We start from the raw sequence: 26,164 nt of genomic DNA, 5'->3' as shown, positions 1-26,164 counted from the left end.
GATGAAGTTTCCCTCGCATTTCTATGCGATGGTCGATCCGGCGGGCGGCCACGAGCCGCTTGCGCTCGCGCGCATCCTGCTCGATTCCGGCGCGCGGATGATGCAGTTGCGGTTGAAAAACGCGCCGGGCCGCGAGCTGCTCGCCGCGGCGCGCGCGATCGCCGCGTTGTGCCGCGAGCGCGGCGCGATGCTCATCGTTGACGATCGCTCGGATATCGCGATGCTTTCCGGGGCCGCCGGCGTCCATCTCGGCCAGGAAGACCTGCCGCTGGAGGCCGCGCGCCGCCTCGTCGGCCGCGATCTGCTGGTCGGAATCTCCACTCATAGCGTCAAACAGGCGGTCGCCGCGGAGCGCGGCGGCGCCGACTATATCGGCTTCGGACCGCTTTACGCGGGCGGTCTGCGCAATAACCCCGCGGGCAAGGGACTCGCCATGCTGCGCGAGGTGCGCGCGGCGGTGAAAATCCCGATCGTCGCGATCGGCGGCATCACCGAGGCGACGATGCCCGAGGCGCTCGCCGCGGGCGCGGACGCCTGCGCCATCATCACTGACATCGTACGCGCCGGCGACGTCGCGGCCAAAGTGAAAGCGCTGCTGGCCTTGCATCCCTCGCCCTGAATCGCGCACGCTGGGGCGGAATTCGCCGCGGGTCCTCATCACGGCCCTGGCGAAAGCTTCGGGAGGTTTGAGCGATGGGCAAATTGCAGGACAAGGTCGCGCTTGTCACCGGCTCAAGCTCGGGTATCGGACGCGGCGTCGCGCTCGCCTTCGCGCGCGAGGGCGCCAAGGTCATCATCAACTATCCCGACGAGTCCGAGGCGCAGAACGCGGAGGCGGTGCGCGCCGAAATCGAACGGCTGGGTGCGCAAACGCTCGCCATGCGCGCCGACGTCTCGCTCGAGCACGAAGCGCAGACGCTGGTTGAAACGGTGCAGCGAAATTTCGGCCGCATCGACATCCTGGTCAACAACGCGGGTATCGGCAACGTCGCGCGCGTCGAGGCGATGGCACCGAGCCAGTGGGACCGGATGCTCGCGGTCAACCTGCGCAGCGTCTTCCTGTGCACGCACTTCGTGCTGCCGATCATGTACCGCCAAGACTACGGCAGGATCATCAGCACCGCCTCTCAACTCGCCTACAAAGGCGGCGCGGGACTTGCGCACTACTGCGCGGCCAAGGCCGGGATAATCGCATTTACCCGCTCGCTCTCGCACGAGATCGGCACCAGCAACATCACCGCCAACTGCGTCGCGCCCGGCGCCACGCAGACCCGGATGGTCGAGGGGATCGACAAGGACCTGATGGATTCGATCCTGGCGTCGATCCCGAAACGGCGGCTCGGGACGATCGACGAGATCGTCCCGGCCTACGTCTTCCTCGCCTCCGACGAGGCGCGCCACTTCGTCGGGCAGTGCCTCAGCCCCAACGGCGGCGACGTGATGCTCTAAGGGTTGCCGTCGGCTACGAAACGAACCTGTCCGAAACGCGGGGCGGTTTGACGCACCATCGACGATGTGAAAAGGATCGCCGGTCGAACTTGATTCGCGATCTCAGGTTCGCGCCTTCGCCGATTCGCATTCTCTCGATCTCCTCGGCGTCGAAAATCCGCAGCCCCGGAGGGCGTTCCCATGAAGATACGATCTTTGGCTGGCATGGCCCTCGCACTCGTACTTGCGTCTGTTCCGCTTCGCGCGCAGGCGCAATCCGCGGCGGGCGGGATAGGCTCGGCCGCGATGGGCGCGGCCAAGCAGGCCGGCGAGAATGCCGGGGGGCAAATGCTGCAGAATATGGGTTCCGCGATGATGGCCTCGCCGGCTGCCTCGCCGGCGGCCGCCCCCGCTGCGGTCGCGGCTGGCGCACCTTCGGCGCCGGGCGCTCCCTCGATGCCCAACGCAGTGCCGGGCATTCCCTCGGCACCAAGCGTGCCTTCAGTGCCGGGCGCTTCCTCGATGCCCGGAGTTCCGTCGGTGCCCGGTGCGCCGTCTGTGCCCGGTGTGCCCGCGGTGCCCGGCGCGTCGTCGATGCCCGGCGTGCCCTCGCTGCCCGGAGCTCCCTCAGTGCCCGGCGTGCCCTCGGTGCCCGGCGCTCCCTCTGTGCCTGGAGCTCCGTCAGTGCCGGGTGCGCCGTCAGCACCGGCGATGCCGGTCGCGCCTTCGGGCGGCGGTTACTGACGAAGCGTTGACTCGTCAGGCGAGCGGTGCGAGCCGCTTTCCGATCAGCTCGCGCGCCTCGGCCGCGATCCGCCGCACGATCTCGCCCGCGGGCGCGATATCATTGATGAGCGCGCACGACATCCCGGCGTAAAACACAAACTCGTCAAGCTCGCCCTCGACGTATTCGGCCGCCGGCATCACCGTGTACTTCACCAGTGGCGGCATCGCCATCCCGGCGTGCTTGAGCGTACCCACCACTTTGCCCTCGCCCGGCCGCTTGCCGCTCGCCGGACGTCCCGCCCGCTCCCATTCTTCGTAAACAGCGGTGCGCAGCACGCGATGCGCCGCGTCGGGCCATCCCATGTCGAAGAGCTTGGTATGCACGGTGTCCTCGGCGCGCGCGTTGACGACGCGGTCCTTGTAAACCTGATGGGCCGCCGATTCGCGGGAGGCAAGCAAGCGCGTGCCGAAGACCGCGCCGTCGGCCCCGAGCGCCAGCGCCGCGGCGAGTCCGCGGCCGTCGGCCATGCCGCCCGCGGCGAGCATCGGCAGATCGCCGATCGCGTCGCGCACCTGCGGCACCAGCACCATCGTCGAAGTGAGTCCGCGCACGTGGCCGCCTGACTCCACGCCCTGCGCAATAATCATGTCGGCGCCGGCGCGCTTGGCGGCGGCGGCCTCGTCAGCCGAGCCGCACTGCCAGATGACTTTCTTGCCCGCGGCCTTGTAGCGCCCGATGTACTCGGCGGGCTCGCCCCAGAAGAGCGTCACCGCGTCGACTGGCGCAGCAGCGATCGCCTCGGCCACGCCCGGCCCGATAAATGGAATCAGCTGGTTGCAGGCGAGCGGCATTTTGGTCAACTGCCGCGCCGCGGCGAGTTCGTTGTAAATTCCCTCGGGAGAGAGACCGGCGAGCCCCACGGTGCCCATCCCGCCGGCCTCGGAGACCGCGGCGGCGAGATCGGCGAGCGCGATCGTGCCCATTCCGGCGAGCATGATCGGCAACTCGACGCCGAACAGTTCGCAGAACCTGGTCTTCCACATGGCGTGCGCCTCCCTAGCGCCCCTTAAAGGTGGGCTGGCGCTTTTCCAGAAACGCCTTGACCGCTTCCCGGTGATCTTCGGTGCGTCCGGTAAGCGTCTGGCCGACCGCCTCGCGATCGAGCAGCGTGCGCAAGTCGGCCGTTAGCGCGGCGTTGATGTTGGCTTTCATGTAGCCGTAGGCGATCGCGGGGCCCGAGGCGAGCCGGTTGGCCAGCACCGCGGCTTCAACCATCAGCGACGCCGCCGGCACCACGCGATTGACCAGCCCCAGCGCAAGCGCCTGATTCGCATCGATCGGATCGGCGAGAAAGTAGAATTCCTTGGCGCGCGCGGGGCCGACCAGCCGCGTCATCAGCCAGGTGCCGCCGAAGTCGCCGGAAAACCCCACGCGGGCGAAGGCGGTTACAAGCCGCGCCGAATCGGCGGCGATGCGCAGGTCGCACGCGAGCGCGACGCTGAGCCCCGCGCCGGCCGCCGCCCCGTTAATCGCCGCGATCGTCGGCTTCGGCAGTTCGTGCAGCATCAGGCTCACCTCCTCGGCACGACGCAAACTCGCCATCCGCTGTTCCACCGTGAGGCCGGGGCCGTCACCCTCGTTGCGCTCGCGCATCCGGCTCACGTCGCCGCCGGAGCAGAACCCGCGTCCCGCACCGCTCACGACGACGCATCGTACCTCGGCGTCGTGAGCCGCGCGGCCGAGTTCGTCGAGCAACCCAGCGATCATCTGGTCGCTGAGCGCGTTGAGCTTGTCGGGCTGATTGAGCGTCAGGCTGAGCACGCCGTCGCGGCGTTCGGCCAGCAGATGTTCGTTTGCCATAAAGCTCCTCGTCGATTGGCGGTCGCCTGCGGACATATCCCACGGATCGGCGAGTTCTGGCAAACCGGCGAAGAATGCCCTGGGAGAGAAAGACAGCAAAGATTGGAGGATTTGAGGACGTCAAAGCTAAATATTGCTTAATATAAATTAAAATATCATAAACAAACTGCTGATAGGATATCAGAGGTGACGCTATGCGGCAGATCGTCGAGTTACAAACCCGAACAGGCAGCAAGTTCAGCATCGCCCTGGACAACTGGGGTTCCGGGCTCGACGTGCTTATGCGTCGCTGGATCCTCTTGGACGGCCATTGGAAATGCGCGGACAGCCAGGATTGGGCGGAAGAGTCCGGCCGCAGCGGCGTCCAGATTCTGAATACCAGTTTGCTTGGCGCCAAGTAGAGCCGAGATTCCTTAGCGCAACCGCCACTCCCGCCTCGTGGCGCGGTATGAAACTGGTTTGGGAGGAGTAAGGGACGCAGCTATTTTTTGCGGCGAGTTCCGGTCATGGTCAGGTCGCCGGTCAAAGTCAAACCCGTCGTCTGCGACTCTCTCACGGGCCGAAGGTCCAGCAGCGACACCTTGTACTCGCACTCGAATTCCATGCTGATCTGTTCCTCGGGATTCTTGAACCCGAGCAGGCCGAACAATCCGTCGAACATGCGAGTTTTCGGAACGTACTCCTGCTTGAGGACTACATCGCCGGTCCAATAGTTGATTTTGCCGACGTGCCTGGTTTCAGACCACATCTGGCCGTTGCCGTTGTCCTGAATCCCGAAGTGGCTGCTGGTGTTCGGGAGACCGAAGATCTTCACCGACCCTGGAACGATATGCCTGCGCCGCATCTGACCATTTGGTAGCGAGGCACCCCCCCCGGCACCGTCTACCTCGACAGCACTGCGACTGTCGACAGCCCCGCTAACAACCTCAAATCACATTCCTGAGACCTTCTGTCCGTCAGACCTTCTAGCGATTTTTCTTGGCGTCCGCCCTGACACCATTTTTAGATTTTTAACGTGTCTACACAAGTCCTGAAGTGCCTTTCGTCGGACGCAACCTCGTTTTCTCTTGCAATCGGATCAATAATTTTTTATAGATTTAAATAGCAAGTCATAGCCTGCCAAAGGATGAATGCGGCTTTCGGTTCAGCTCGCTTTACGACGGTTACTTCAGACCCTCCAACCGGTTAGGCGGATTATGCGAAACTCGATCGTCTTGCTCTGCGGTGTCCTGTTCGGACTGGCCTTCAACCTGATGGCAGTCGCCAACCCTCGGCCAAACGTCCGGCTTGGCGAGCCGGTTACGTCACCTGCCCAGATCGAGATCCCCCTCGTATGATCAGGTTTGCGCGGCACTGAAGGTCTTCGTTCGCGCGTCACTTCAAGCGGGCCAGACGGTCGAGCGCAGCAGCGACCGCCTGCGTGCCATCGAGGTCGTGGCCCAGCGCGGCCGCCGCGTTGAACATCGATTGCATCAACGAAAGGCCCGGCAGCGCGAGGCCGCCCTCGCGCGCGGCGTCGGAGACCAGGCGCAGGTCCTTGCGGATAAGCTTTATGAAGAAGCCGGGACGCCAGTCGTGCGCGATTATCTTCGGGCCGAGATTGGCGAGCTGCCATGAGCCGGCGGCGCCTGCGCCGATCGCCTCGAGCACGCGCGCGCGATCCAGCCCGCCGCTCTCCGCGAGCGCGAGCGCTTCTGCCGCTGCTTCGAGGGTCAGCGCAACCGCCACCTGATTGGCGAGCTTGGTCATCTGACCCGCGCCCGCGCCGCCCATGTGCGTAACGCGCCGCCCCAGCTTCTCGAACAACGGAAGCGCCCGCATGTAGGCCGGCTCGGCGCCGCCCACCATGATCGTCAGCGTCCCGTCGATTGCGCCGCTCTCGCCGCCCGAAACCGGGGCGTCGAGATAGTCCACTCCGGCGCGGGCGAGACGCCCGGCGATCGCGCGTTCGGCGGCGGGCGCGACGGTGCTCATATCGATCACCATTTGACCCTTGTGCAGCGCGGGTTCGATCCGCGCGACTACGCTTTCGACTTCGGGCGTGTCGGGCACCATGATGAACACGGCTTCGGCGCCGCCGGCCGCGGTGGCCGGGTCGGCCGCGACGGTCACTTCGGAGCCTTCCGCGGCAAGCGCGACGGCTCTTTTGGCCGTACGGTTGTGCAGCCGCAGGCGATGGCCCGCGCGCATCAGGTTGCGCGCCATCGGCGCGCCCATGATTCCGGTTCCTATCCACGCGATTTCCATCGATGGAGATCTCCCTTGCGATGCGAGGAGCTTCTGAAAGCTGCGAGACCAACCTAACGCGACGGCGTGGCGCGCACAAAGTGCCGGCGCGAAAGCCCGGCGCCGATCGAAATCGCGCCGTGGGCCGCATCCCAGGGGAGCGGCAAAAAAAAGGCCGGGCGACGATTGCGCCCGGCCTTTTGTCGTAAGTGCGGCCTTGTTCTACGCCGCCACCTTGGTCTGTCCGGCCTGGCTCTGCTCCTCCGCGATCGATCCTTGCTTGGAGAGCGCGACGGCGAGCCCAAGCATCAGAATGGAAAAGACCGTGATCGCCACCCGGCTCCAGCTGAAGGCGACCTCGGTTGCGGTAAAAGGTGCGGCGAGTATGCCGACCAGGTTCATCACCTTGATCATCGGGTTGAGCGCCGGGCCGGCGGTATCCTTGAACGGATCGCCGACGGTGTCGCCGACGACGGTCGCCTTGTGGACTTCGGTGCCCTTGCCGCCGAGGAAGCCGTCCTCGACCTTTTTCTTGGCGTTGTCCCAGTTGGCGCCCGCGTTGGCCATGAAGACCGCGAGCAGCTGTCCGGTGAGGATGGTGCCGGCGAGAAAGCCGCCGAGCGCTCCCGCGTCGAGTCCGAATCCGACCATCAGAGGCGCGAACACGGCGAGGATGCCGGGTCCGAGCAGCTCCTTCTGCGCGGTCGCCGTGACGATATCGACGCAGCGCGCGTAATCGGGCTTCTCCTTGTACTCCATGATCCCCGGATGCTCGCGGAACTGGCGGCGAACCTCGAAGACCACCTGGTAGGCCGCGCGGCTGACGGCTTTAATCGCGAACGAGCTGAACAGAAACGGCACCGCGCCGCCGATCATCAGGCCGACGAACACGGTCGGCATGTTGACCTGGACGCCGAGCACGCCGAGATGGGCCTCGTCGATGAAGGAGCGGAACAGCGAAACCGCCGCGATGACCGCGGTCGCGATCGCGAGCCCCTTGGTCAGCGCCTTGGTGGTGTTGCCGATCGCGTCCATCCACGACAGCGTGCGCGAGGCCTCTTCCTGATGGATTCCGCCCATCTCGAAGATGCCATGCGCGTTGTCGGTGATCGGTCCGTAGGTATCCATCGCGAGGATGAAGCCGGTGGTGGTCAGCAGTCCGAGCCCGGTGAGCGCGATGCCGTAAAACTGCAGCGCGAGCGAGCCGTGGAAGATGATCATCGCGCCGACGATGCACAGGACGATCACCATCAGCGCCCACACCGAGGACTCGAGCCCTTCGGCCATCCCCGACAGGATTAGCGTCGCCGGGCCGGTGCGCGCGGCATAGGCGGTTTCCGTAACCGGGCCGCGGTCCGGGTGGGTGAAGTAGTTGGTCAGCCACAGAGTTACGACGGCGAGGATGATGCCGAGGGTGGCGCACCAGGCGAAGCGCCAGTCGGTCGCGCCGGTCTTGGGGTCGGCGAGATAGAACCAGTTGACGATGAAGAAGCCGATGACCGACACGACGGCCGAGGTCATGTAGCCCATGTTGATCGGGCGCATCGGATCGCGCATCTCGCCCTCGGGCACGCGCACCGCAAGGATTCCGATGATCGAGGAGAAGACGCCGACCGCGCGCAGGATGAGCGCGAAGATGATGAGTTTCATCGCAAACGCGCCGGCCATCGCGCCGTACAGGTTGGTGAAATCCTTTTCGCCGAGCGCATAGGCGGCGAGGATGATCGCGGCAACCAGCGTCACTTCGTACGACTCGAACACGTCGGCCGCCATCCCGGCGCAGTCGCCGACGTTGTCGCCCACGTTGTCGGCGATCGTCGCCGCGTTACGCGGGTCGTCCTCGGGAATTCCGGCCTCGACCTTGCCAACCAGGTCGCCGCCGACGTCGGCCGCCTTGGTGTAGATGCCGCCGCCGACGCGCATGAAGAGCGCGGCTAGCGAGCCGCCGAAGCCGAATCCGATCAACACCTTCATCGCGTTTTCCTGGAAGACCAGGAAGATGATGGTCGCGCCGAGCAGGCCGAAGCCGACCGTGAACATGCCCGAGACGCCGCCCGCCTTGAACGCGATCTCCATCGCGTCCTTGAAGCTGGTGAGCGCGGCGTTGGCGCTGCGCACGTTGCCCTTGACCGCGAGCTTCATGCCGACGAAGCCGGCACCGTAGGAGGCGCTGACCCCCATCAGGAAGGCGATCGCGATGCCGAACGAGAGCGACGGATTGTCGGGATAGACGTGCTGGTACATGAAAAAGAGCGCGAGCGCGATTATGACCACGAACCAGATCATGGTTTTGACCTGGCGTCGCAGGTAGGCCATCGCGCCTTCCTCGACCGCGTCGGCGACGTCGGTCATCGACTTGGCGCCGGGACTGGCCTTGAGCACGGTGCGCGCCAGCGACCAGCCGTAGAGCAGGGCAACCACGGCCGAACCTAGCACCGCCCATAAGATGACCAGCTGGTTGCCGGTCAGGTGCGGCAGAACAATATTAGCTTCGCTCATCTGTGTCTGGGTCTCCTGAAAATCTGACGCTTACAGCGCCGCCGCGCCGGTCATCGGCCGGCCCCCAATAGCTGTACCGCGCGAGCGTTGCGGTCTACGGCGCTTAGTTACTTGGATCAACCGATGAAGTCTAGGGATTCGCCGGCTCTGTGTCCAGCCGTCGCGCCGTGCCCCAAGGGAGGAAAAAAAACCTCCGTAATAACGATCCGCGAGCCGGGGAAAATCCGTCGCCCCGGACACGAATCACCGGCACGAATCACCGCCGCGCATTCGGCGTGTGTGCAAAAGCGCGCGCGTCTTTGCACAGCTTCTTTGGACGCGCGGATTGATCGCCCCGTGGCTGGTGTGTTTAGCTGATCATTCCACCAACTATGAATGTCAATCTTGAGAGCCCTTCGGCGCTTCGGCGCAAACTGACCATCGAACTCGAACCGGCCGAGATCAAGACCGAACTCGACCGCGCCTACAACGATTTGCGCCGCAACGTGGTGCTCAAGGGCTTCCGCCCCGGGCGCGCCCCGCGCACGATGCTCGAGCGGCTATTCGGCGACCGGGTCCGCGGCGAGATCGTGCAGAAGCTGATCAAGGAATACACCGACAAGGCGCTGGAGGAACAGAACCTCAAGCCCCTGCTGCCGCCCGAGATCGTCACCGAGGAAAGCGACCTCGCCAAGGCGCTGCGCTTCAGCGCGACTTTCGATCTGCGCCCCGAGATCGTGGTGCGCGACTACCAGGGGCTGCGCGTGCCGCGCTCCCTGGTCGAGGTCAGCGACGAACAGCTGCAGAAGGCGCTCGAGGATCTGCGCGAGCGCTCGGCCACGCTCAAGAAGATCGAGGATCGCACCCGGGTCGAGCGCGGCGACCTCGTGCTCGCCGAAATAGAAGGCTTCGTCGACGGCAAGCCGTTCGAGGGCGCCAAGCTCGGCCAGCGCATCGTCGAGGTTTCTCCCGACCGCCTGGCGCACGGGCTCGACGAGTTGCTGGCGGGCGCGGAGGTTGGCCATCCGGCAAGCGCGACGCGGAGCTATCCCGCCGATTACGCCGAGAAGGATCTCGCCGGCAAGGGCGTCGAGTGGCGCGCCGCGGTCAAGGAAATCTATACCCGGGTGCTGCCCGCGCTCGACGACGAATTCGCCAAGGATCTCGGCGACCTCGCCTCGCTCGACGAGCTACGCGAGAAGGTGCGCGAGCAGCTGATGCAGCGCGCGCGCGAGGAGGCCGACATGCGCGCGCGCCAGGGCCTGCTCGACCTCGTGATCGAGCGCAATCCGATCGAGGTGCCGCAGTCGCTCGACGATCGCGAGCGCGAGCTGATGGAGTCCGAGATGGCGAGCGCGCTGGTGGCCGCGGGAATGTCGCGCGAGGCCGCGGCCGAACGGGTGGGCAACAGCGCCGACGAGATCCGCACGCGCGCCCGCAAGCGCGCGCTTAGCTCGCTCATCGTCGACGCGATTGCCGAGCAGGAAAAAATCGAGGTGAGCGACGACGAACTCGCCGCGCGCGTGGCGCATATCGTGACTCGCAGCGCCGGGCGCGAGCGCGATCATGTGGCCGAGCACTACCGCAGCGAAGAGCATCGCGCGCAGCTCAAGCAATCGATGCGCCGCGAGAAGACGCTCGACGTCCTGCTCGAGCGCGCGCAGTCCGAGAGCGCAGAGGCGGCGAGCGAGCCGCCCGCCGACACGCAGTGATGGCCGCACGCGGCAGATTTCAGGTTGCCGCGCTATCCCAAACTGGATAGAATTTTACTGGAGTGCCTGCACGGATAAATTATCACCGGTCGCTCCAGGCCGGGGTTCTATGAGCAGTCTGGTTCCGATCGTCGTCGAACAGACCGGGCGCGGCGAACGCTCCTACGACATCTACTCTCGCCTGCTCAAGGACCGCATCGTTTTCCTCGGCACCGAGGTCAACGACGACGTCGCCAACCTGATCACCGCGCAGTTCCTGTTCCTCGAGTCCGAGGATCCTGAAAAGGAGATCAGCTTCTACATCAACTCTCCGGGCGGATCGGTCACCGCGGGGCTGGCGATCTACGACACGATGCTGTTCATCAAGCCGCCGGTCTCGACGCTCTGCCTCGGGCAGGCGGCGAGCATGGGCGCGGTGCTGCTGACGGCGGGGCAGAAGGGGCGGCGCTACGCGCTGCCGCACTCCCGGGTCATGCTGCATCAGCCGCTCGGCGGTGCGCAGGGGCAGGCGGTCGACCTCGACATCCAGGCGCGCGAGATTTTGCGCATGCGCGAGGAGATCAACAACATCTTCGTTCGCCACACCGGGCAAAAGCTCGCCCGCATCGAGAAGGACACCGATCGCGACCTGTTCATGTCACCCGAGCAGGCGGTTGAATACGGACTGATCGATGAGGTAATCGTTAGGCGGGGATCCTCCAAGTGAAGGGCGGCGGGAGGCATTAATGGCCAAGCACGACGACCGCTCGGGCAACCTGGTCTGCTCGTTCTGCGGCAAGAGCCAGGATGAAGTCCGCAAGCTGATTGCGGGTCCGACGGTTTATATCTGCGACGAGTGCATCGACCTCTGCAACGACATCATCGCGGAGGAGACTGACAGCGAAGAGGCGTTCAGCCAGACCTCGGCGGTCCCTAAGCCGGCCGAGATCAAGCGCGTGCTGGACCAGTACGTGATCGGGCAGGAGCGGGCAAAGAAGATCCTGTCGGTTGCGGTGCACAACCACTATAAGCGCATCGATTCGCAGATGGTGACCGGCGAGGTCGAGCTGCAGAAATCGAACATCCTGTTGATCGGCCCGACCGGCGTCGGCAAGACCCTGCTCGCGCAGACGCTCGCGCGCTTTCTGCAGGTGCCCTTCACCATCGCCGACGCGACCTCGCTGACCGAGGCCGGCTACGTCGGCGAGGACGTCGAGAACATCATCCTGTCGCTGCTGCAGAATGCCGATTACGACATTGAGCGCTGCCAGCGCGGCATCGTCTATATCGACGAGATCGACAAGATCGCGCGCAAGGGCGACAACCCCTCGATCACGCGCGACGTCTCGGGCGAAGGTGTGCAGCAGGCGCTGCTCAAGATCGTCGAGGGCACGATGGCATCGGTGCCGCCCAAGGGCGGCCGCAAGCATCCGCAGCAGGAGTTCCTCCAGGTCGACACCACCAACATCCTGTTCATCTGCGGCGGCGCGTTCGTCGGCCTCGACGACATCATCCGCCGCCGGATCGCGGGCAAGACGATGGGCTTCCGCGCCGACCTCTCCCATCGCGATCCCAAGACCGTCTCCGAGCTGCTCAACGAGGTGCAGCCCGAAGACCTGCTGAAGTTCGGACTGATTCCGGAGTTCGTCGGGCGCCTGCCGGTGATTGCGACGCTCGGCGAGCTGGACGAGGACGCGCTGGTGCGGATTCTGACCGAGCCCAAGAACGCACTGGTGCGCCAGTATCAGAAATTGTTCGACATGGAGAACGTCCACCTCAAGTTTACCCAGGGAGCGCTGCGCGCGATCGCGCGCGAGGCGCTCAAGCGCAAGTCGGGCGCCCGCGGCCTGCGCGCGATCATGGAAGCGATCATGGTGGACCTGATGTACGAGATCCCCTCACAGCCAAACATCAAGGAGGTTCTGATTTCCGAGGAGGTGGTCACGCAGAAGGAACAGCCGCTGCTGGTCTACCAGAAAACCGCCGAAACCGCTTGAACATCCCGGGAATAGATAACCGATGCTTTTTCGCAACGACAAGGATAAAAAAGACGGCCGCGACGGACATGGCGACATGGTTCCGCTGCTGCCGCTGCGCGAGCTGATTGTCTTCCCGCACCAGGTCTATCCGATATTCGTCGGCCGCCAGAAGTCGATTAAGGCTCTGGAAGCCGCCGAGGCACGCAAGCAGCCGATCCTGCTGGTCGCGCAGAAGGACGCCAAGGTCTCCGACCCCGGCCCGCAGGACATCTACGCGACCGGCACGCTCGGCGTGGTGGTGCAGCTCCTGCGCCTGCCGGACGGCACGGTCAAGGCGCTGCTCGAGGGCAAGCGCCGCGCGCGGATCGTGCGCTATGCGGCCGAGGAAGATTATTTCCAGGTCGAAGTCGAGCCGATCGAAGAGATTTACGACCGCACCACCGAGCTCGAAGCGCTGATCCGTTCGGTCAACGCCACCTTCGACAACTACGTGCGGCTCAACAAGAAGATTCCGCCGGAGATGGTCACCTCGATCGCCGCAGTCGACGATCCGGCCTATCTCGCCGACAAGCTGGTCGAGCATCTGGGCATCAAGCTCGAGGACAAGCAGGCGCTGCTCGAGTGCGCCAATCCGGCCGAGCGCCTGGAGAAGATCCTCGGCTACATGCGTTCGGAACTGGAAATCCTGGAGGTCGAAAAGCGCATCCGCTCCCGGGTCAAGAAGCAGATGGAGAAGACCCAGAAGGAGTACTACCTCAACGAGCAGATGCGGGCGATTCAGAAGGAATTGGGCGAGAAAGACGAATTCAAGAACGAGATCCAGGAACTCGAGGAGAAGCTGCGGCAGAAGAAGATGCCGGCCGAGGCGCGCGAGAAGTGCGAGCGCGAGATCAAGAAGCTCAAGATGATGTCGCCGATGTCGGCCGAGGCGACCGTGGTCCGCAACTATCTCGACTGGTTCCTCGCCCTGCCCTGGTTCGAGTACACCGAGGATAAGCTCGACATCACGGAAGCCGAGCGCGTGCTCGAGGAAGACCACTACGGGCTCGAGAAGGTCAAGCAGCGCATCCTCGAATACCTCGCGGTGCAGACCCTGGTGGGCCAGATGAAGGGTCCGATCCTGTGCCTGGTCGGGCCTCCGGGTGTGGGCAAGACCTCGCTCGGCAAATCGATCGCGCGCGCGACCGGACGCAAGTTCGTGCGCGTCTCGCTGGGTGGCGTGCGCGACGAGGCGGAAATCCGCGGCCATCGCCGCACCTATATCGGCGCACTCCCCGGCAAGATCATCCAGTCGATGCGCAAGGCCACCTCGGGCAATCCGGTGATGCTGCTCGACGAGGTCGACAAGATGTCGACCGACTTTCGCGGCGATCCGTCCTCGGCCCTGCTCGAGGTGCTCGACCCCGAACAGAACTGCACCTTCAACGATCACTATCTGGATTGCGATTACGATCTGTCCAAGGTGATGTTCGTCACCACGGCCAACACGCTCGAGCGCATCCCGCGCCCGCTGCAGGACCGGATGGAGATCATCCGCATTCCGGGCTACACCGAGACCGAGAAGCTCAACATCGCCAAGCGTTACCTCGTGCGCAAGCAGCGCGAGGCCAACGGCCTCAAGGAGGAGAACATCGAGTTCTCCGACCAGGCGATCCTGCAGATCGTCCGGCTCTACACGCGCGAGGCCGGAGTGCGTAACCTCGAGCGCGAAATCGCTTCGATCTGCCGCAAGGTCGCGGTCGAAGTGGTCAAGACCGACCGCAACGCGCACGTGCGCGTCTCCGCCTCGAGCCTGGCCAAGCATCTCGGACCGCCGCGCTTTCGCTACGGGATGGCCGAGAGCGAGCCGCAGATCGGCGTCGCCACGGGGCTTGCCTGGACCGAGATGGGCGGCGAGCTGCTGGGCGTCGAGGTCACGATCGTGCCGGGCCGCGGCAAGCTGACCGTGACCGGACAGCTCGGCGAGGTGATGCAGGAGAGCGCGCAGGCGGCGATGTCGTACGTGCGCTCCCGTGCCGCGGCGCTCGGCCTCGCGCCGAACTTCTATCAGAAGATCGACATCCACATTCACATCCCCGAGGGTGCGACGCCCAAGGACGGCCCCTCGGCCGGCATCACGCTCGCCACCGCTCTCGCCTCGGCCCTCTGCCGCGTCCCGGTGCGCAACGACCTCGCGATGACCGGCGAGATAACGCTGCGCGGGCGCGTGCTGCCAATAGGCGGGCTCAAGGAGAAGATCCTCGCGGCCCATCGCGGCGGCGTGAAGAACGTGCTCATTCCCAAGGAGAACGCCAAGGACATCGAGGACATCCCGGCGCCGATCCTGAAGAACGTCACGCTTATCCAGGTCGAACACATGGACGAGGTTCTGCGCCACGCCCTGGTGCTGCAGGACCCGGAAGCGTTCTTCAAGGCCAAGCCGGGCGCGCTGGATTATACGGCTGTCGCCGACAGCGCCGACAGCAAGGAAGAGCTGGTGGACGACGACGAGGCGGACGACACGACGATTCCGCCCCCTCCCACCAACCTCTCCTGAGGGCTTGGCGAAACGCGGCCGGAATAATACAAGGTAGATTGCCGCGCGCGGGGCGCATCGCGCCGGCGCGCAGCTTTAATCAGGCAAATCCAGGTGTCACGGGGAACGGGACGGATAAATGACAAAGGCCGAACTAATCGAGGGACTGGCCAACAAGCTCAACCTCAACAAGGCTGAAGCCGAGAAAGCGATCAATGTCCTGCTCGACGACATCGTCGCCGCGCTTAAGCAGGGCGAGCGGGTGAACATCTCGGGCTTCGGGACGTTTTCGGTATCGGAGCGGGCCTCTCGCACCGGGCGCAATCCGAAGACCGGCGAGGCGATCCAGATTTCGGCGAGCCGCTCGGCCAAGTTTCGCGCGGGCAAGCAGCTGAAGGACTCGCTCAACGACGCCGCTCCGGACGGCGGCTCGCAGCCGAGCGCGCCGTCGGCCTGAGCCCGCGGCGCGCGGCGAAGCGATAGTGGCGGCAGACGCCGCGCCCGCGCCGGGCGCGGCGTTCGCTTGTCTGCGAGGGCGGTTAGCTCAGCGGTAGAGCATCGGCCTTACAAGCCGAGGGTCGCAGGTTCGAAACCTGCACCGCCCACCAATGAAATCAGCTAGTTAGCAAGGGTTTGATTCTCGATTTCCGATGACTGTGCCCAATTTTGTGCCCCATCAGCCTGAATTTCGAGGGGTTCAAGCGTTCTAATTGCTTCTTCCTTTGCGCGAGTCCGTATATGGCTATACCGCTCCAGCATCCTCCGACTCACGTGCCCTGCGAGCGCTCGAATTGTTTCTTCACTGACATTGGGATTCTCGGCTAACCGCGTGATGAATGTGTGTCTGAGATCATGCCATCGGTAATCGACAGCGGCGAGCCGACGCACTCGCTCCCAGGTTTTCTTCCACTCTCCAATCGGCTTGTCGAGTTGCACGTCCCAAATCCGAGCAGTTCGATCCTTCCCGCCTAGGCCGACCTTATGGCGCGGGAATACAAAACTGTCCTGCGTCGCTTCCGGGAAGCGCGCAAGCCAAAGCGTAAGAGCGGCACAGACGCGCCGCGTGAGTGGGACCATGCGGCCAGTCCCAGCTTCGGTCTTAGACCTTGGGACGGTCAGCGATCCTGCAACGATCACACCGTCGCGCCATTCGAGTGACAAGTCTTTGCGACGGAGAGAGCGGACTTCAGAGGCACGCAGACCGGTGTCAATTGCCAGGATAAACACAGGCAACATAGCGAGCGAGCGGCAGGCAGAGATCGCATGCATGAGTTTAACTTCGTCTTCTCGCCGTATCGAGCGGCCAGCGTCATGACGCTCACGAAGCGATTTCACGCGGTCAGAGAGCGAGCCCCAAAGTCCGCGCGACTTGAGAATTTGGCGCAGCACTCCAATCTCGTAGTTCACCGTGCGCCCTGCCTTGCCTTCCGCTGTGCGCTTGCGTTGAAGTGCGGCGATATCTTGAGGCCCGAGGTCGCAGACAAGCCGTCCACCAAATTCGCAGCAGAGCGTAGTGATGTGATGCTCGAAGCGCTCAACGCTCTTAGGAGCGAGCGTCGCCTTCGTCTTGACCCACTCGCGCGCCGCAACCGAGAATAGCGGCATTCGTTCGCGCTTGTGAATCCGGTTAACCGCCGTCTCAAGCTCGCGTCTACGCGCTCGCTCAGCGTCTCGGGCAAGCGTTTTTGAGTTGGTGTTGGCCGACTCACGGATCACCTGGCCCTCGAAGCGGAACTTGAACCACCACACGTGCCTCTGCATCTGCAGAATCGGCCATGAAGCCTGGGCCCGCCTCTCCTCGAGCTTTAAGGCAAACCTCAGAGGGGACCGGCACTTCGCGAGCCCCCTGAACCGGCAAATGCCTTTCGAAGCGCAGACGTGATAAAAGATGCGGGACATTCGTTTCAGTCGAGCCGACGCCTATGCGCTGCTCAAGCTGCAACTTCGAGAACGCCGCGGGCAAGAAGTTCTGCGTTCGGTGCGGTAGCGCGCTCACTCCCCGCTGCCCGAAGTGCGGCTCTGACAACCCGCTCGACGCCAGTTTCTGTGGCGATTGCGGCGCGGCGTTCGTCGGCACGGTTTCTCCAGACGCGTCCAGAGCTTCCGCGGCTGGTCAGACTGCACAAGGGATTCGGGTCACACCGGAACAAGCCGATCCTTCGCTCGCACTTGAAGGCGAGCGCAAGACCGTGACCGCGCTGTTCGCCGACATCAAGGGGTCGACCGAGCTGGAGCGCGATCTCGACCCCGAAGAGGCGCGCGCGATCGTCGATCCCATCTGATGATGGCGGCGGTGCATCGGTACGGCGGCTACGTCGCGCAATCGACCGGCGACGGCATCTTCGCGCTGTTCGGCGCACCCGTCGCGCACGAGGACCATCCGCAGCGCGCGCTTTATGCGGCGCTGGCGATGCAGGAGGAGTTGCGGCGCTATGCCGAGCGGCTGCGGGGTGAGGGCAAGCCTGCAGTCGAAGCGCGGGTGGGCCTCAATACGGGCGAGGTGGTGGTGCGGACAATCGAGACCGGCGGCCATACCGAATACACGCCGATAGGCCACGTCACGAATCTGGCCGCGCGAATGCAGACGGCGGCGCCGAGCGGATCAATCGCGGCCAGCGAAGCCACGCGCCGGCTGGGCGAGGGCTACTTCGAGTTTCGGGCGCTGGGGCCAACCCCGATTAAGGGACTCGACGCGCCGGTGGAAGTGTACGAGGTGGTGCGTGCGGGGCCGCTGCGCGCGCACTTCGAGCTCGCGGTGCGGCGCGGGCTCACGCACTTCGTCGGCCGCGCGCGCGAGCTCGGCGAGTTGAGGCGCGTGCTGGAACTGGCGATGAGCGGGCATGGGCGAGCCGTCGCCATCGTGGCCGAGGCGGGCGCCGGCAAGTCGCGACTTGTCTAATGAGTTCAAGGCGACGCTTCCGAGCGATTGCAGAGTTTGAGGCCTATTCGGTATCGCACGGCAAGGCATCAGCCTGGCCGCCGGTGTGGTTTTTGTTGCGTTCTATACCGCACAGCTGACGACCACCTTGATCGTCGAGCGGATTCGCGGCGCTATCGAGGGACGGACGACTTGCCTGGTAAGCAGGTCGGCACGGTAGCGGGCAGCACCTCCGCCGATTATCTTCGAAATGTCAACGCACAGGTCGAAGAGTTCTCTACGTCTGACCAAATGTTTAAAGCACTAAGTGACAAGAAAGTGGATGCCGTGGTATTCGCTACGCCGATACTGCTTTACTACGCAACCAATCAGGGAAAGGGACTGGTGAAGACCGTCGGGCCTGAATTCAACACCGCGCCGGCCGCCATCATGGTGCAGCTGGAGAGCCCATTGCGCAGAAAGATCAATCTCGCGTTGATCGCACTCCGTGAGAACGGCACCTATCAGCGGATCTACAACAAGTGGTTCGGCACCGCCCCTTAGGAAGTGCCAGCTTGAGGTCGCTGCGGTTGCAACTCGTGCCGTACTCCATGGCTGGGCTCCCAAGATTTGGGTCTGCAGGGCGCATACGACCTTGTAAAGCGGTCCGATGGCGCGCCGCAATGGATAATACGCGTGAGCGCAACGTTCCTCTTTCCTGGCGCGCGCTGGATGAACGGCGGGCGTGTAATGGACCGCGCCAGCCGCTGGACAAAATCGGTGAGCGCGAATAGATCTACCCCGGCACCGCCTTTGTTTAGTTTCCCTGCCACCGATCTTGGAAATCCGGAAACGCGACCGTCAGACCGGAGTTGATCGTTGTCTGCGGCGCGATCGGGGCGTATTGCCGGTACGCCATCCAGTGTAATACGAAGCGTAAGCCTTCAGGACACCGCGCAAGTGCGCCTCGCCGAGCACGATCAGGTGGTCGAGACATTCGCGACGTATCGATCCGACGAGTCGTTCGACGTGGCGAGCCGGGCAGCCCATGGGAGAACGGCTACTGTGGATCGTTCAACGGCAAGCGGCGCGGGTGACGATACCGGATGGATCGGAATGTATATTCAACGGTCGGCCCAGGGGCAATGCGATCGAGGCCGGCTAGCTATGTCTGCAAGGCGTGATCGAAGCGGCATCTGGCGAGCCGCCGCAACTATTCGGCGGTGATTCCGGAAATCAGACAGACAGACCGTAGACGCGGCGGACGTTGTCGCCCAAGACGTCACGCCGGCGCTGTGGATCGGCGATCCTGGCGCCGAATTTCTCCAACTCCTCGATATAGTTGCCGGTATGGTCCGGATGCGGGAAGTCGGTCGCCCAGAAAAAGCGATCGCTGCCGCACAGATCGACCATCGCGGGCAGTGACTTTTCGTCCGGATCGGCGGATACCCAGACGTTGCGCTTGAAATAGAAGCTTGGCCTTTCCTTCAGCGGGACGTCGCGTCCAATGACGCTGTCGTAGACCGCGTCCATCCGGTCGAGCCAGTATTGAATCCAGCCGGCACCGACTTCAAGAATCACGATCTTGAGCTTCGGGAACCTGTCGAAGGTGCCATATTGCATGAAGCTCGCGAGTGCGTGGCGGATCGCGTCGGACGCGGTGACGTTGAGGAACCAATGCTGCTTGCGCACATACTCTTTATCGTAACGGCCCGGCCAGCACCATTGCGGCTCGAGCGAGACGTGGATGCCGAGCGGAACGTCAAGTTCCTGCGCCTTGGCGAAAAGCACGTCGTTGTCGGTATGTGCGTGGGGCTTGCGATTCATCGTGAACTGCACAACCCAGCCGCCCTTGTGGCCGTCCTTGACGGCGCGTTCGAGTTCGTTGGCGGCCGCCTTTGGATCACCCAATGACAAGTGGGCCACCGGAATGAGACGTCCGCCGCTGTCAGTACACCAATCCGTAACCCAGCGGTTGTACGCCCGGCACATCGCCTGCGCATAATCCACGTCGTCGCACTCGGTTTCCCACGTCAGCTCGAGGCTCGGGTAAATGATGGCGGCGTCGAGGCCCTCAAGATCCAGTCGTTCGACACGCTCCTTGGCGTCGGCGGCGCCAAGCGGAAGCCGCTCGCCATATTTTATCCGCGGATCGAATTCACCTTTTTCACGCGTCACCTGACCCATCTGCGCAACCGCGCCGAAGTTGCCGCCCCGGCTGACGCGCGAAGGCACGCCGTTGATTTCGAGATACTCAAGTCCATCCTTGTCTTGCTTCATGCGGACCGCATTAGCCCGGTACTTAGCCTCGCAGTACTCCTCCCAGCATTTGACCGATTCCAGGATGTGACCGTCGGCGTCTATGGCGCCAGGATATTTGAGCTTGTTAATTTTCCCTTCGACGCGTGCCATTTTGAGCCTACCTTGCTTCGATTCGAGCTTTCGTAAGCTGGTCAGCCCGAGTATTTACAGGCTGGGCAGGCGCGTCAAGGTTTTCATGCGCACTCGCCGTGGCCGTGAGGGTTCAGCTTCCTACTCTCGAGTCGGGCAAGAGGACGCCAAGCCAGTGCGATCTCAGAATTTGCCATGCGTCACGTGGCGTGGCGGAGACCTTGGCGACGCCGGGTTCCCGACTCAACTAATCAAGCCCCATCTCACGTAGGTTATCCGAGTGTAGTAGGCCAGAGATGCCTTGGGCGGGTTGTCGTGGTTGAACTTGTCGATTGCGGCCATTAGGAGAGCCTTTAGCCTCCCCTGTCGATGGACCTCAAGTCGCTATTTCTCACGCTATCCCTGCAGTGTGGTCGCTGCGTTGCAATCCTGACGGGGGAAGGTTCCTCCTTTCCCGGAACCAACCGAACTCCTACCGCAAGCTGCGGGCCATAACCGGAAAAACTTGAGACGGGTGATCATCATCGACAAGTTGCAACCGACTACCAAAGCCTTTTGGATGCCAGACGAGCACCTTCGCTCATAATCCTCAGCTTTTCCCAAGCCACATCTTCGCCCACCATCACGTAGCCAGCAAAGGTGCTGAAGCCGCAATCGGTACTCGCGATCACGCGGGAGCGGTCGCCCAACGCTTCCGCGACGCGTTCGATTCGATCCGCGACCACTTCGGGATGCTCCAGATAGTTGTTTGTTACATCGATCACTCCGGGAATGAGTATCATCTCCCGCGGCGGTGGTATTCGACGGAATAGTTTATAGTCGTGCTGATGGTGCGGATTGGCTCCTGCCAGGCTCAGCGCGCCCACTCGGGCTTGATAAAGCAGCGGCAGGAGCGGTTCCAACTCAACATCGTCTATATGCGGACCGTCCCAGTTCCCCCAACACACATGAAGCCGGACTCGATCGGGCGGAATGTTGTTCAAAGCCCGGTTGAGCGCTTCGATGTGAAGCTCGACTCGATCGAGAAAGGCCTCAAGCGGCTGATCGACGAACATGATCTGCCTTTCCAGCGCCAAGTCTGGCGCGTCGAGTTGAAGCACGTGCCCACGGCTGACGATTAACTCGTACTCCTTGCGCAATTCATCGGCGAGCGCGAACAAATAATCACGGTCGCTGGCGTAGGACGGTCTTTCCCGCGAACGTAGTAGAGTGGTCGAGATGATGCCAGGAGTTGCGGCGGTGACGAAGGTCTCGCGGAATTGTGCGGCGCCGGAAGTTGCTAAGGCTTGCGCGAAGGCATCCAACTCCTGACGCGCTGCGGCTTGGCGCGGATCGTATTCGATTCGAGCAATGCACTCCGGTGCCTGATAAACCGTCGCGCTTTTGGCGAGCTTGTTGTCGGAGGCCAGCTTGAGCGCGGCAAAATCCGGAAACTTCGCGAAATCGGTCACGGTGCCGCGGTTTGCCACGCCGCCGAAGCCGCTCATGCGGTCTTTGACATAGAAGGAAAATCCGATCCGCGGAAGCTCACCGTCGCCGGCGATATCGATGCCAGCCCTGTATTGGTGGTCGACCGCCGCTTTGAGGTCCTGCTCGATCTGATGTCTGAAGGCAGCCTCGTCGACGTTCGCACCTTGTTCCTTCGCCAGCAACATCGCCAACAGTCGTGGGCTGCGCGGCAGGCTGCCCACATGTGTGGTCAAGAAGCGCCCTTCGCTGCGGTGCATTGTCTCCTCCCTCTTTGGAACCGGAATTTCCTTATGCACTCAACTTCTGCGCGAAAGACTGTCGATCGGAATTTTCCGGCTCGGAACCCTGTTTAGATTCGGAGGCGATCCCCCCCTTCCCAAGACTCTCTTTTCCTATGCGCCGCTAGTGTGATGTCCCGCAAATAACTTGCATATACGGAAAAGCGTCAAGGTGTCATTCCGAGGGAGTCTGCGACCGAGGAATCCCGGATCTTTATTTGCTTTTCGTGGAAACCGGGATTCCTCGCTGCGCTCGGAATGACAGCCTCGAGATCTTCCGATGAAACTTATTTCCACAACACCAAGGACCGACGATCCGTCGCATTTAGGGGCCGACTGCCATGAACCTTACGCTACGACACCACTGAAAGCGGCCATCCAATGCGTGCGAGCGAAGCTACCACGCTACGCGGGCTCGAATGTCACTGATTTCAGGAATTGTCCTCGGCCCGCAAATGAGCTTCCGCTCTGCGAAAGGCACTCCGTGACGCGGTTAATCTATTGTACCCGGTCACGTTGCAAGCTAATTAGGTCAGACAAGCGATCGCCATTTGACACCGTGACCTTCGGCCTGCGCTGTTTCTGCTCCGCCGACACAACGCTGAGCTGCGCTTCTCACATCGGGTGAGGTCCCTCCATCCCGCTCTGCGGCGCTACTGAGTGGATCGATTTTTTCCACCAAGCGGACACGATTCGCGCTTGCGATCCTCATTCGGCACCAGATATTTGAAGATTCGCGAAACGACAGGGGACACTTTGATCACCCCTTTTGCGTACACATACCTTGAAACCACTCGGACCAGGCGATTTATCGAATGGGCCAACGGTGGCATTGGCCTCAGTACATCAACGACCAGAACGACCCGTTCTTCGGCCGATTTGTTGAGAACCTCATGATCGTAGGTATCGTCGAACAATATGGCCCCACCTTCCTGCCAAACGTACCATTGGTCCTTGACGCGCATCGACGGAGGATCCTTCTGCGGGACCTTTAACCCTAAGTGATAGCGCAGGTAGCCACTGTAGGGCCCAGTGTGAGACGGGATAGATTTCCCAGGATCCAATATCGAAAAGAAGGCTTGAAACAGATCGGGGATTCTCTCCAGCAGTTCACAGGTTTTTGGGCAAAGGGCCCGGTTCGCCGCTGGACGCTCTCCCATTGCATCGAGCAAGAAAATCTTCCAGTTCCTGTGCTTGTCGACCTTTGCTGAAATAGAAAATTGAATGAAGTCAATCTCATGGTAGTTCGGTATCGAACTCTTCGTAGCTAGTATCGCTTCCAATTCTTCCCTGATTACCGCACACTGCTCAGTGATCAGATTCAGAGCAGGGAATGTACGGTCTATGTCAAAGAAAGCGGGTCGGCTCGAGCCACCGGTATAACGGTTGAAAAAAGCGTTAAGCCATACAACAGGCCAGAGCAGTCTAATGACCTTGCCGGGGTGGAACGCGCTGCCTTTGGTTTGCGATCTTGTCGCATCGGAAACAGATCCAGGTAATCCTGGTGTCAAAGCATTTCTCATAAAGAGGCCTCTCAGTTATCTGATCGCGATGTCATGCGAGTGCGCTCTTCGCATAAGCGTCAGCCGACGGATTTTCGCCATTTGGAAGCAGATCTGGCCTTATTCACGCGATCCGACAAAATATGTCCATAATCTCTAATCATAATAAAAATGCTGGCAGCCGTTATAATGAATACGGCATCGATGCTGGTACTCCAAGGCGCAACGCGCAGGAGTTTACAAATGATTGGCCACAAAACTGAACCGATCAACGCAAACACCAGCGACAGGCATAGAACGTTCAGCGAGAAACCTATTATCGTATTCAAGTGAGTTCGTTCCTTTGGAACCGGCGACCTTCGATCAGAAAAGCTGGCTTGAAGACTCGACGGTCGCCGCTGGCCTGCAGGAATGCCTCGAAGCAGAATTGCGCCTTTCTTATGACACCGAAGCTGCTCCTCTGAACCCGGCGCTCCGCGAGCTGCTGAAGTCCATCCCCGATCCGCGAGACGCGCCAGCTTCGACGAAATTGTGCCTGTTAAGATGCGACCACCGGTCTGCGAACTCCCGCAACCATGCTCTGCCGTGAGGCTCGCCGCACGAGCGCGACAGTGCGCTATCTGCTACATCAGTAACCAAAGGGCAAATACTCCGCCAGCAAAAACATTGATCTACACGCTTCAGGTTAAAGACAAAAACCGACCCAACGCCTACGATTTTAGGGCGCTCCATTGAACTGACCGGAGGTCCGATGTGATGACCGGCGACGAGGGCGCTGACCGGAACCTGTCATCAGTGGCGCAGGTTGCCCCAAATTTCAAGGGTCAGCCCGCGTTCTGCCGTCTTGAAGGCACCTGAGCTGCTCTTCAGGGTCGCAGCATGCAATGTGAGCATTGGAGCAGCCGTGGTCATTTTTGTGAGGCTATAAGGCTGTTCCAAATTTAGCTCGTTGGTTCGTGTTTGACGCGCGTGTAACACTGGAAAAGCATCGTCTCATCAAATGGGCCGCTCGAGCTGTCGATACCAACTAGTAGCACAGATGCAAGGAGATCGTCGTGCGAACCCATCTCATTCATCTCATCAACCCGAAAACGGATTCGCTTACGACCCGGCCCCTGTATCTGCGGCGGGCACTATACTCGCCGCTTGCAGGCCTGCTGGCGGTCGCCGCATCCATTTCGCGCGACCAGTATGAAGTGGTTCTCACAGACGAGAACATCGAGCCGATCGACTTCAACTTGAAAGCGGATATGGTTGGAATTTCCGCGATGACGAGTTACGTCAATCGGGGCTATGAAATCGCGGACGAGTTTCGCTCAAGAGGCGTTCCCGTCGTGATGGGCGGCGTGCATCCGAGCTTCATGCCCGCAGAAGCGTTGAGGCATTGCGACGCGGTCGTCGTCGGCGAGGTCGAGCCCGTGATGAATAGACTGCTCGACGATCTGAGGAACAGATCGATGCACGGAATTTACAAATCTGAGTCCTTGCATTCGATGGTGAATATGCCGATGCCGCGCTACGACCTTTTGAAAAGGAATCGCTATCTGAATTGCACGTTTATCCAGACGTCGCGCGGCTGTCATCAGGGTTGTACATTCTGCGCCGAGCCATTGATGAACGGACTCAGGTTTCGATACAGACCGGTTAGCGAGGTGATCAACGAAATCGAGAACTGTGGTTCACGCACCATCTCGATCAACGACGCCGATTTTTTCGGAACTTCAGAACACCCAAAAGCGCTGATGCGCGCATTGAAAGGACGCGGTATCAAATGGCAGGCCGGCGTCACTTCCAAGCTCGCAGGAGACGACGGGATGCTCGAACTGGCTGCCGAAAGCGGCTGCACGATGCTCAGCATAGGCTTCGAGTCAATCTCTCGCGCCACGCTCAAAAGCGTACATAAACACGTCAATCGGCCGGAGACTTTCGCCGCACTCCTGGAGAAGGTGCATTCCTACGGAATAATGGTGTTCGGTCTGTTTATGTTTGGTTTCGACGGCGACGATCCATTGGTGTTCGACGAAACCGTAAAATTCAACATCGCCGCCCAATACGATGCTGCTGCCTACTCCGCGCTCACGCCATATCCAGGGACGCTCACATGGTATGAAATGAAAAAGGCAAATCGCATCATTTCCTTCGACTGGTCGATTTACGATCAGGGCCACGTCGTTTATCGCCCGGCGCAAATGTCCACGGACGACCTGCGAATCGGTCTGCGCAACGCGTACCGCGGTTTTTATTCGACATCTTCAATCGCCGGCCGGTTTCCCTGGCGTGGCAAGAGACATCGCACGCAATGGCTCATCTACAATTCATTTATGCGTAAAGGTTCAGAGGTTCTGGATACTTACACGACCCCTTCTCCGACGCTTGAACCGGATGTTGCTCCGATGCCCCCAATCCTGCCCGCCAAACGTGAATGGCGTGCGGCCGTGCTCGACCAGCAGACCAAGGAAAACTGCGCTCGATAGACTGCCGGAACGCGCGCAAGATGCAGCGGATGCCGCATAGGATCCCGCGACGATTCCGCTGTCCATTTTATAGATCTGTGGACTTGCGCCCCGAACACGGAAATGCCCACTTCGCTGTTGATTTTGAGTGACGGTTCGATAGTCATATAGGCTGCCTGTTTTCGATTATCAACTCCGCGCGCACGATCGATCGAGACATCACGCGCATGAAGCACCGCAGCAAGTCTGGGCAGCGCGCGATAGCCAGCAACTTTGCGGAAGTGGCGCTCGGCTTCGAGCACACCCGCG

General features: G+C 61.8%; 23 protein-coding genes and 1 tRNA gene. 15 read left to right on the top strand and 9 right to left on the bottom strand.

Annotated elements, in window-relative coordinates; all coding sequences use genetic code 11:
- Nucleotide 1 precedes the first annotated feature (1 nt).
- From thiE to VMI09_00535, 3 genes are all read left to right on the top strand, one after another.
- Nucleotides 2-619 carry a thiamine phosphate synthase gene (gene thiE / locus VMI09_00545; protein ID HTQ23152.1) on the top strand — a complete coding sequence of 206 codons (618 nt, stop codon included), beginning with the start codon at nt 2-4 and terminating at the stop codon, nt 617-619.
- Nucleotides 620-693: 74 nt separating this feature from the next.
- On the top strand, nt 694-1,449 hold the full coding sequence (locus VMI09_00540; protein ID HTQ23151.1) for an SDR family NAD(P)-dependent oxidoreductase: 756 nt from the start codon (nt 694-696) through the stop codon (nt 1,447-1,449).
- A 204-nt stretch (nt 1,450-1,653) separates the two neighbouring features.
- Nucleotides 1,654-2,172 (top strand): hypothetical protein, encoded by a 519-nt coding sequence (locus tag VMI09_00535; GenBank protein HTQ23150.1) that lies wholly within the window; start codon nt 1,654-1,656, stop codon nt 2,170-2,172.
- A 15-nt stretch (nt 2,173-2,187) separates the two neighbouring features.
- On the opposite strand, the gene VMI09_00530 is transcribed toward VMI09_00535, so the two are convergent.
- Complete coding sequence (locus tag VMI09_00530; GenBank protein HTQ23149.1) at nt 2,188-3,198, bottom strand: nitronate monooxygenase; 1,011 nt, start codon at nt 3,196-3,198, stop codon at nt 2,188-2,190.
- A 13-nt stretch (nt 3,199-3,211) separates the two neighbouring features.
- On the bottom strand, nt 3,212-4,015 hold the full coding sequence (locus VMI09_00525; GenBank protein HTQ23148.1) for an enoyl-CoA hydratase: 804 nt from the start codon (nt 4,013-4,015) through the stop codon (nt 3,212-3,214).
- A 194-nt stretch (nt 4,016-4,209) separates the two neighbouring features.
- Here VMI09_00525 and VMI09_00520 point away from each other — a divergent pair, with 194 nt between their 5' ends.
- The gene (locus tag VMI09_00520; protein ID HTQ23147.1) at nt 4,210-4,416 is read left to right on the top strand and encodes a hypothetical protein; all 207 of its coding nucleotides are present in this window, start codon (nt 4,210-4,212) and stop codon (nt 4,414-4,416) included.
- Nucleotides 4,417-4,496: 80 nt separating this feature from the next.
- Here VMI09_00520 and VMI09_00515 read toward each other — a convergent pair whose 3' ends face one another.
- The 3 genes from VMI09_00515 to VMI09_00505 all read right to left on the bottom strand — a co-directional run bounded on the left by VMI09_00515 (nt 4,497) and on the right by VMI09_00505 (nt 8,740).
- Complete coding sequence (locus VMI09_00515) at nt 4,497-4,829, bottom strand: hypothetical protein (protein HTQ23146.1); 333 nt, start codon at nt 4,827-4,829, stop codon at nt 4,497-4,499.
- A gap of 560 nt (nt 4,830-5,389) precedes the next feature.
- Nucleotides 5,390-6,262 (bottom strand): NAD(P)-dependent oxidoreductase, encoded by an 873-nt coding sequence (locus VMI09_00510; GenBank protein HTQ23145.1) that lies wholly within the window; start codon nt 6,260-6,262, stop codon nt 5,390-5,392.
- A 201-nt stretch (nt 6,263-6,463) separates the two neighbouring features.
- Nucleotides 6,464-8,740 (bottom strand): sodium-translocating pyrophosphatase, encoded by a 2,277-nt coding sequence (locus VMI09_00505; GenBank protein ID HTQ23144.1) that lies wholly within the window; start codon nt 8,738-8,740, stop codon nt 6,464-6,466.
- 371 nt (nt 8,741-9,111) lie between these two features.
- Here VMI09_00505 and tig point away from each other — a divergent pair, with 371 nt between their 5' ends.
- From tig to VMI09_00475, 6 genes are all read left to right on the top strand, one after another.
- Entirely contained in the window at nt 9,112-10,431 is a 1,320-nt protein-coding gene (tig, locus tag VMI09_00500; protein ID HTQ23143.1) for a trigger factor, read from the top strand.
- A gap of 109 nt (nt 10,432-10,540) precedes the next feature.
- Nucleotides 10,541-11,137 (top strand): ATP-dependent Clp endopeptidase proteolytic subunit ClpP, encoded by a 597-nt coding sequence (gene clpP, locus VMI09_00495; protein HTQ23142.1) that lies wholly within the window; start codon nt 10,541-10,543, stop codon nt 11,135-11,137.
- A gap of 19 nt (nt 11,138-11,156) precedes the next feature.
- Nucleotides 11,157-12,407 carry an ATP-dependent Clp protease ATP-binding subunit ClpX gene (gene clpX, locus VMI09_00490; GenBank protein HTQ23141.1) on the top strand — a complete coding sequence of 417 codons (1,251 nt, stop codon included), beginning with the start codon at nt 11,157-11,159 and terminating at the stop codon, nt 12,405-12,407.
- Nucleotides 12,408-12,429: 22 nt separating this feature from the next.
- Nucleotides 12,430-14,925: an endopeptidase La gene (gene lon, locus VMI09_00485; protein HTQ23140.1), complete on the top strand. Its 2,496-nt coding sequence runs from the start codon at nt 12,430-12,432 to the stop codon at nt 14,923-14,925.
- Nucleotides 14,926-15,043: 118 nt separating this feature from the next.
- Nucleotides 15,044-15,361 (top strand): HU family DNA-binding protein, encoded by a 318-nt coding sequence (locus VMI09_00480; GenBank protein ID HTQ23139.1) that lies wholly within the window; start codon nt 15,044-15,046, stop codon nt 15,359-15,361.
- Nucleotides 15,362-15,437: 76 nt separating this feature from the next.
- Nucleotides 15,438-15,512, top strand: a tRNA-Val gene (locus tag VMI09_00475).
- 10 nt (nt 15,513-15,522) lie between these two features.
- On the opposite strand, the gene VMI09_00470 is transcribed toward VMI09_00475, so the two are convergent.
- Nucleotides 15,523-16,653, bottom strand: coding sequence for a site-specific integrase (locus VMI09_00470; protein ID HTQ23138.1), 1,131 nt, complete (start codon nt 16,651-16,653; stop codon nt 15,523-15,525).
- A 173-nt stretch (nt 16,654-16,826) separates the two neighbouring features.
- Here VMI09_00470 and VMI09_00465 point away from each other — a divergent pair, with 173 nt between their 5' ends.
- From VMI09_00465 to VMI09_00455, 3 genes are read left to right on the top strand one after another with little or no spacing between them, the layout of a single operon-like run.
- The gene (locus VMI09_00465; protein HTQ23137.1) at nt 16,827-17,186 is read left to right on the top strand and encodes a zinc ribbon domain-containing protein; all 360 of its coding nucleotides are present in this window, start codon (nt 16,827-16,829) and stop codon (nt 17,184-17,186) included.
- Nucleotides 17,186-17,803, top strand: a complete 618-nt coding sequence (locus VMI09_00460) for an adenylate/guanylate cyclase domain-containing protein (GenBank protein HTQ23136.1) — start codon at nt 17,186-17,188, stop codon at nt 17,801-17,803. The genes VMI09_00465 and VMI09_00460 overlap by 1 nt, the downstream gene beginning before the upstream one ends.
- A 27-nt stretch (nt 17,804-17,830) precedes the next feature.
- Nucleotides 17,831-18,325: a transporter substrate-binding domain-containing protein gene (locus tag VMI09_00455; protein HTQ23135.1), complete on the top strand. Its 495-nt coding sequence runs from the start codon at nt 17,831-17,833 to the stop codon at nt 18,323-18,325.
- Nucleotides 18,326-18,997: 672 nt separating this feature from the next.
- Here VMI09_00455 and VMI09_00450 read toward each other — a convergent pair.
- The 3 genes from VMI09_00450 to VMI09_00440 all read right to left on the bottom strand — a co-directional run bounded on the left by VMI09_00450 (nt 18,998) and on the right by VMI09_00440 (nt 23,423).
- Nucleotides 18,998-20,173 carry an amidohydrolase family protein gene (locus tag VMI09_00450; GenBank protein HTQ23134.1) on the bottom strand — a complete coding sequence of 392 codons (1,176 nt, stop codon included), beginning with the start codon at nt 20,171-20,173 and terminating at the stop codon, nt 18,998-19,000.
- 521 nt (nt 20,174-20,694) lie between these two features.
- Nucleotides 20,695-21,879, bottom strand: coding sequence for a cobalamin-independent methionine synthase II family protein (locus VMI09_00445; protein HTQ23133.1), 1,185 nt, complete (start codon nt 21,877-21,879; stop codon nt 20,695-20,697).
- 674 nt (nt 21,880-22,553) lie between these two features.
- On the bottom strand, nt 22,554-23,423 hold the full coding sequence (locus VMI09_00440; protein ID HTQ23132.1) for an aspartyl/asparaginyl beta-hydroxylase domain-containing protein: 870 nt from the start codon (nt 23,421-23,423) through the stop codon (nt 22,554-22,556).
- Nucleotides 23,424-23,649: 226 nt separating this feature from the next.
- Between VMI09_00440 and VMI09_00435 the strand changes: the two genes are divergently transcribed.
- Together VMI09_00435 and VMI09_00430 are read left to right on the top strand one after the other, a co-directional pair.
- Entirely contained in the window at nt 23,650-23,991 is a 342-nt protein-coding gene (locus tag VMI09_00435; GenBank protein HTQ23131.1) for a hypothetical protein, read from the top strand.
- A 466-nt stretch (nt 23,992-24,457) separates the two neighbouring features.
- Nucleotides 24,458-25,876, top strand: coding sequence for a radical SAM protein (locus VMI09_00430; protein HTQ23130.1), 1,419 nt, complete (start codon nt 24,458-24,460; stop codon nt 25,874-25,876).
- Nucleotides 25,877-26,164: the final 288 nt, after the last annotated feature.

The organism is Candidatus Binataceae bacterium (genome assembly GCA_035500095.1).
Classification (GTDB): domain Bacteria; phylum Desulfobacterota; class Binatia; order Binatales; family Binataceae; genus JAKAVN01.
Note: the sequence above shows the minus strand (reverse complement) of the source record. Positions and strands in the feature narration are given on the sequence as shown.

What these genes read in the sequence shown, in the direction of transcription:
- VMI09_00530 (HTQ23149.1), bottom strand. Translation starts at nt 3,198, where the DNA reads ATGTGGAAGACCAGGTTCTGCGAACTGTTCGGCGTCGAGTTGCCGATC.
- VMI09_00480 (HTQ23139.1), top strand. Translation starts at nt 15,044, where the DNA reads ATGACAAAGGCCGAACTAATCGAGGGACTGGCCAACAAGCTCAACCTC.
- VMI09_00505 (HTQ23144.1), bottom strand. Translation starts at nt 8,740, where the DNA reads ATGAGCGAAGCTAATATTGTTCTGCCGCACCTGACCGGCAACCAGCTG.
- VMI09_00535 (HTQ23150.1), top strand. Translation starts at nt 1,654, where the DNA reads ATGGCCCTCGCACTCGTACTTGCGTCTGTTCCGCTTCGCGCGCAGGCG.
- VMI09_00510 (HTQ23145.1), bottom strand. Translation starts at nt 6,262, where the DNA reads ATGGAAATCGCGTGGATAGGAACCGGAATCATGGGCGCGCCGATGGCG.
- VMI09_00465 (HTQ23137.1), top strand. Translation starts at nt 16,827, where the DNA reads ATGCGCTGCTCAAGCTGCAACTTCGAGAACGCCGCGGGCAAGAAGTTC.
- tig (HTQ23143.1), top strand. Translation starts at nt 9,112, where the DNA reads ATGAATGTCAATCTTGAGAGCCCTTCGGCGCTTCGGCGCAAACTGACC.
- thiE (HTQ23152.1), top strand. Translation starts at nt 2, where the DNA reads ATGAAGTTTCCCTCGCATTTCTATGCGATGGTCGATCCGGCGGGCGGC.
- VMI09_00540 (HTQ23151.1), top strand. Translation starts at nt 694, where the DNA reads ATGGGCAAATTGCAGGACAAGGTCGCGCTTGTCACCGGCTCAAGCTCG.
- VMI09_00460 (HTQ23136.1), top strand. Translation starts at nt 17,186, where the DNA reads ATGATGGCGGCGGTGCATCGGTACGGCGGCTACGTCGCGCAATCGACC.
- VMI09_00525 (HTQ23148.1), bottom strand. Translation starts at nt 4,015, where the DNA reads ATGGCAAACGAACATCTGCTGGCCGAACGCCGCGACGGCGTGCTCAGC.
- VMI09_00520 (HTQ23147.1), top strand. Translation starts at nt 4,210, where the DNA reads ATGCGGCAGATCGTCGAGTTACAAACCCGAACAGGCAGCAAGTTCAGC.
- VMI09_00440 (HTQ23132.1), bottom strand. Translation starts at nt 23,423, where the DNA reads ATGAGAAATGCTTTGACACCAGGATTACCTGGATCTGTTTCCGATGCG.
- clpP (HTQ23142.1), top strand. Translation starts at nt 10,541, where the DNA reads ATGAGCAGTCTGGTTCCGATCGTCGTCGAACAGACCGGGCGCGGCGAA.
- clpX (HTQ23141.1), top strand. Translation starts at nt 11,157, where the DNA reads ATGGCCAAGCACGACGACCGCTCGGGCAACCTGGTCTGCTCGTTCTGC.
- VMI09_00450 (HTQ23134.1), bottom strand. Translation starts at nt 20,173, where the DNA reads ATGGCACGCGTCGAAGGGAAAATTAACAAGCTCAAATATCCTGGCGCC.
- lon (HTQ23140.1), top strand. Translation starts at nt 12,430, where the DNA reads ATGCTTTTTCGCAACGACAAGGATAAAAAAGACGGCCGCGACGGACAT.
- VMI09_00445 (HTQ23133.1), bottom strand. Translation starts at nt 21,879, where the DNA reads ATGCACCGCAGCGAAGGGCGCTTCTTGACCACACATGTGGGCAGCCTG.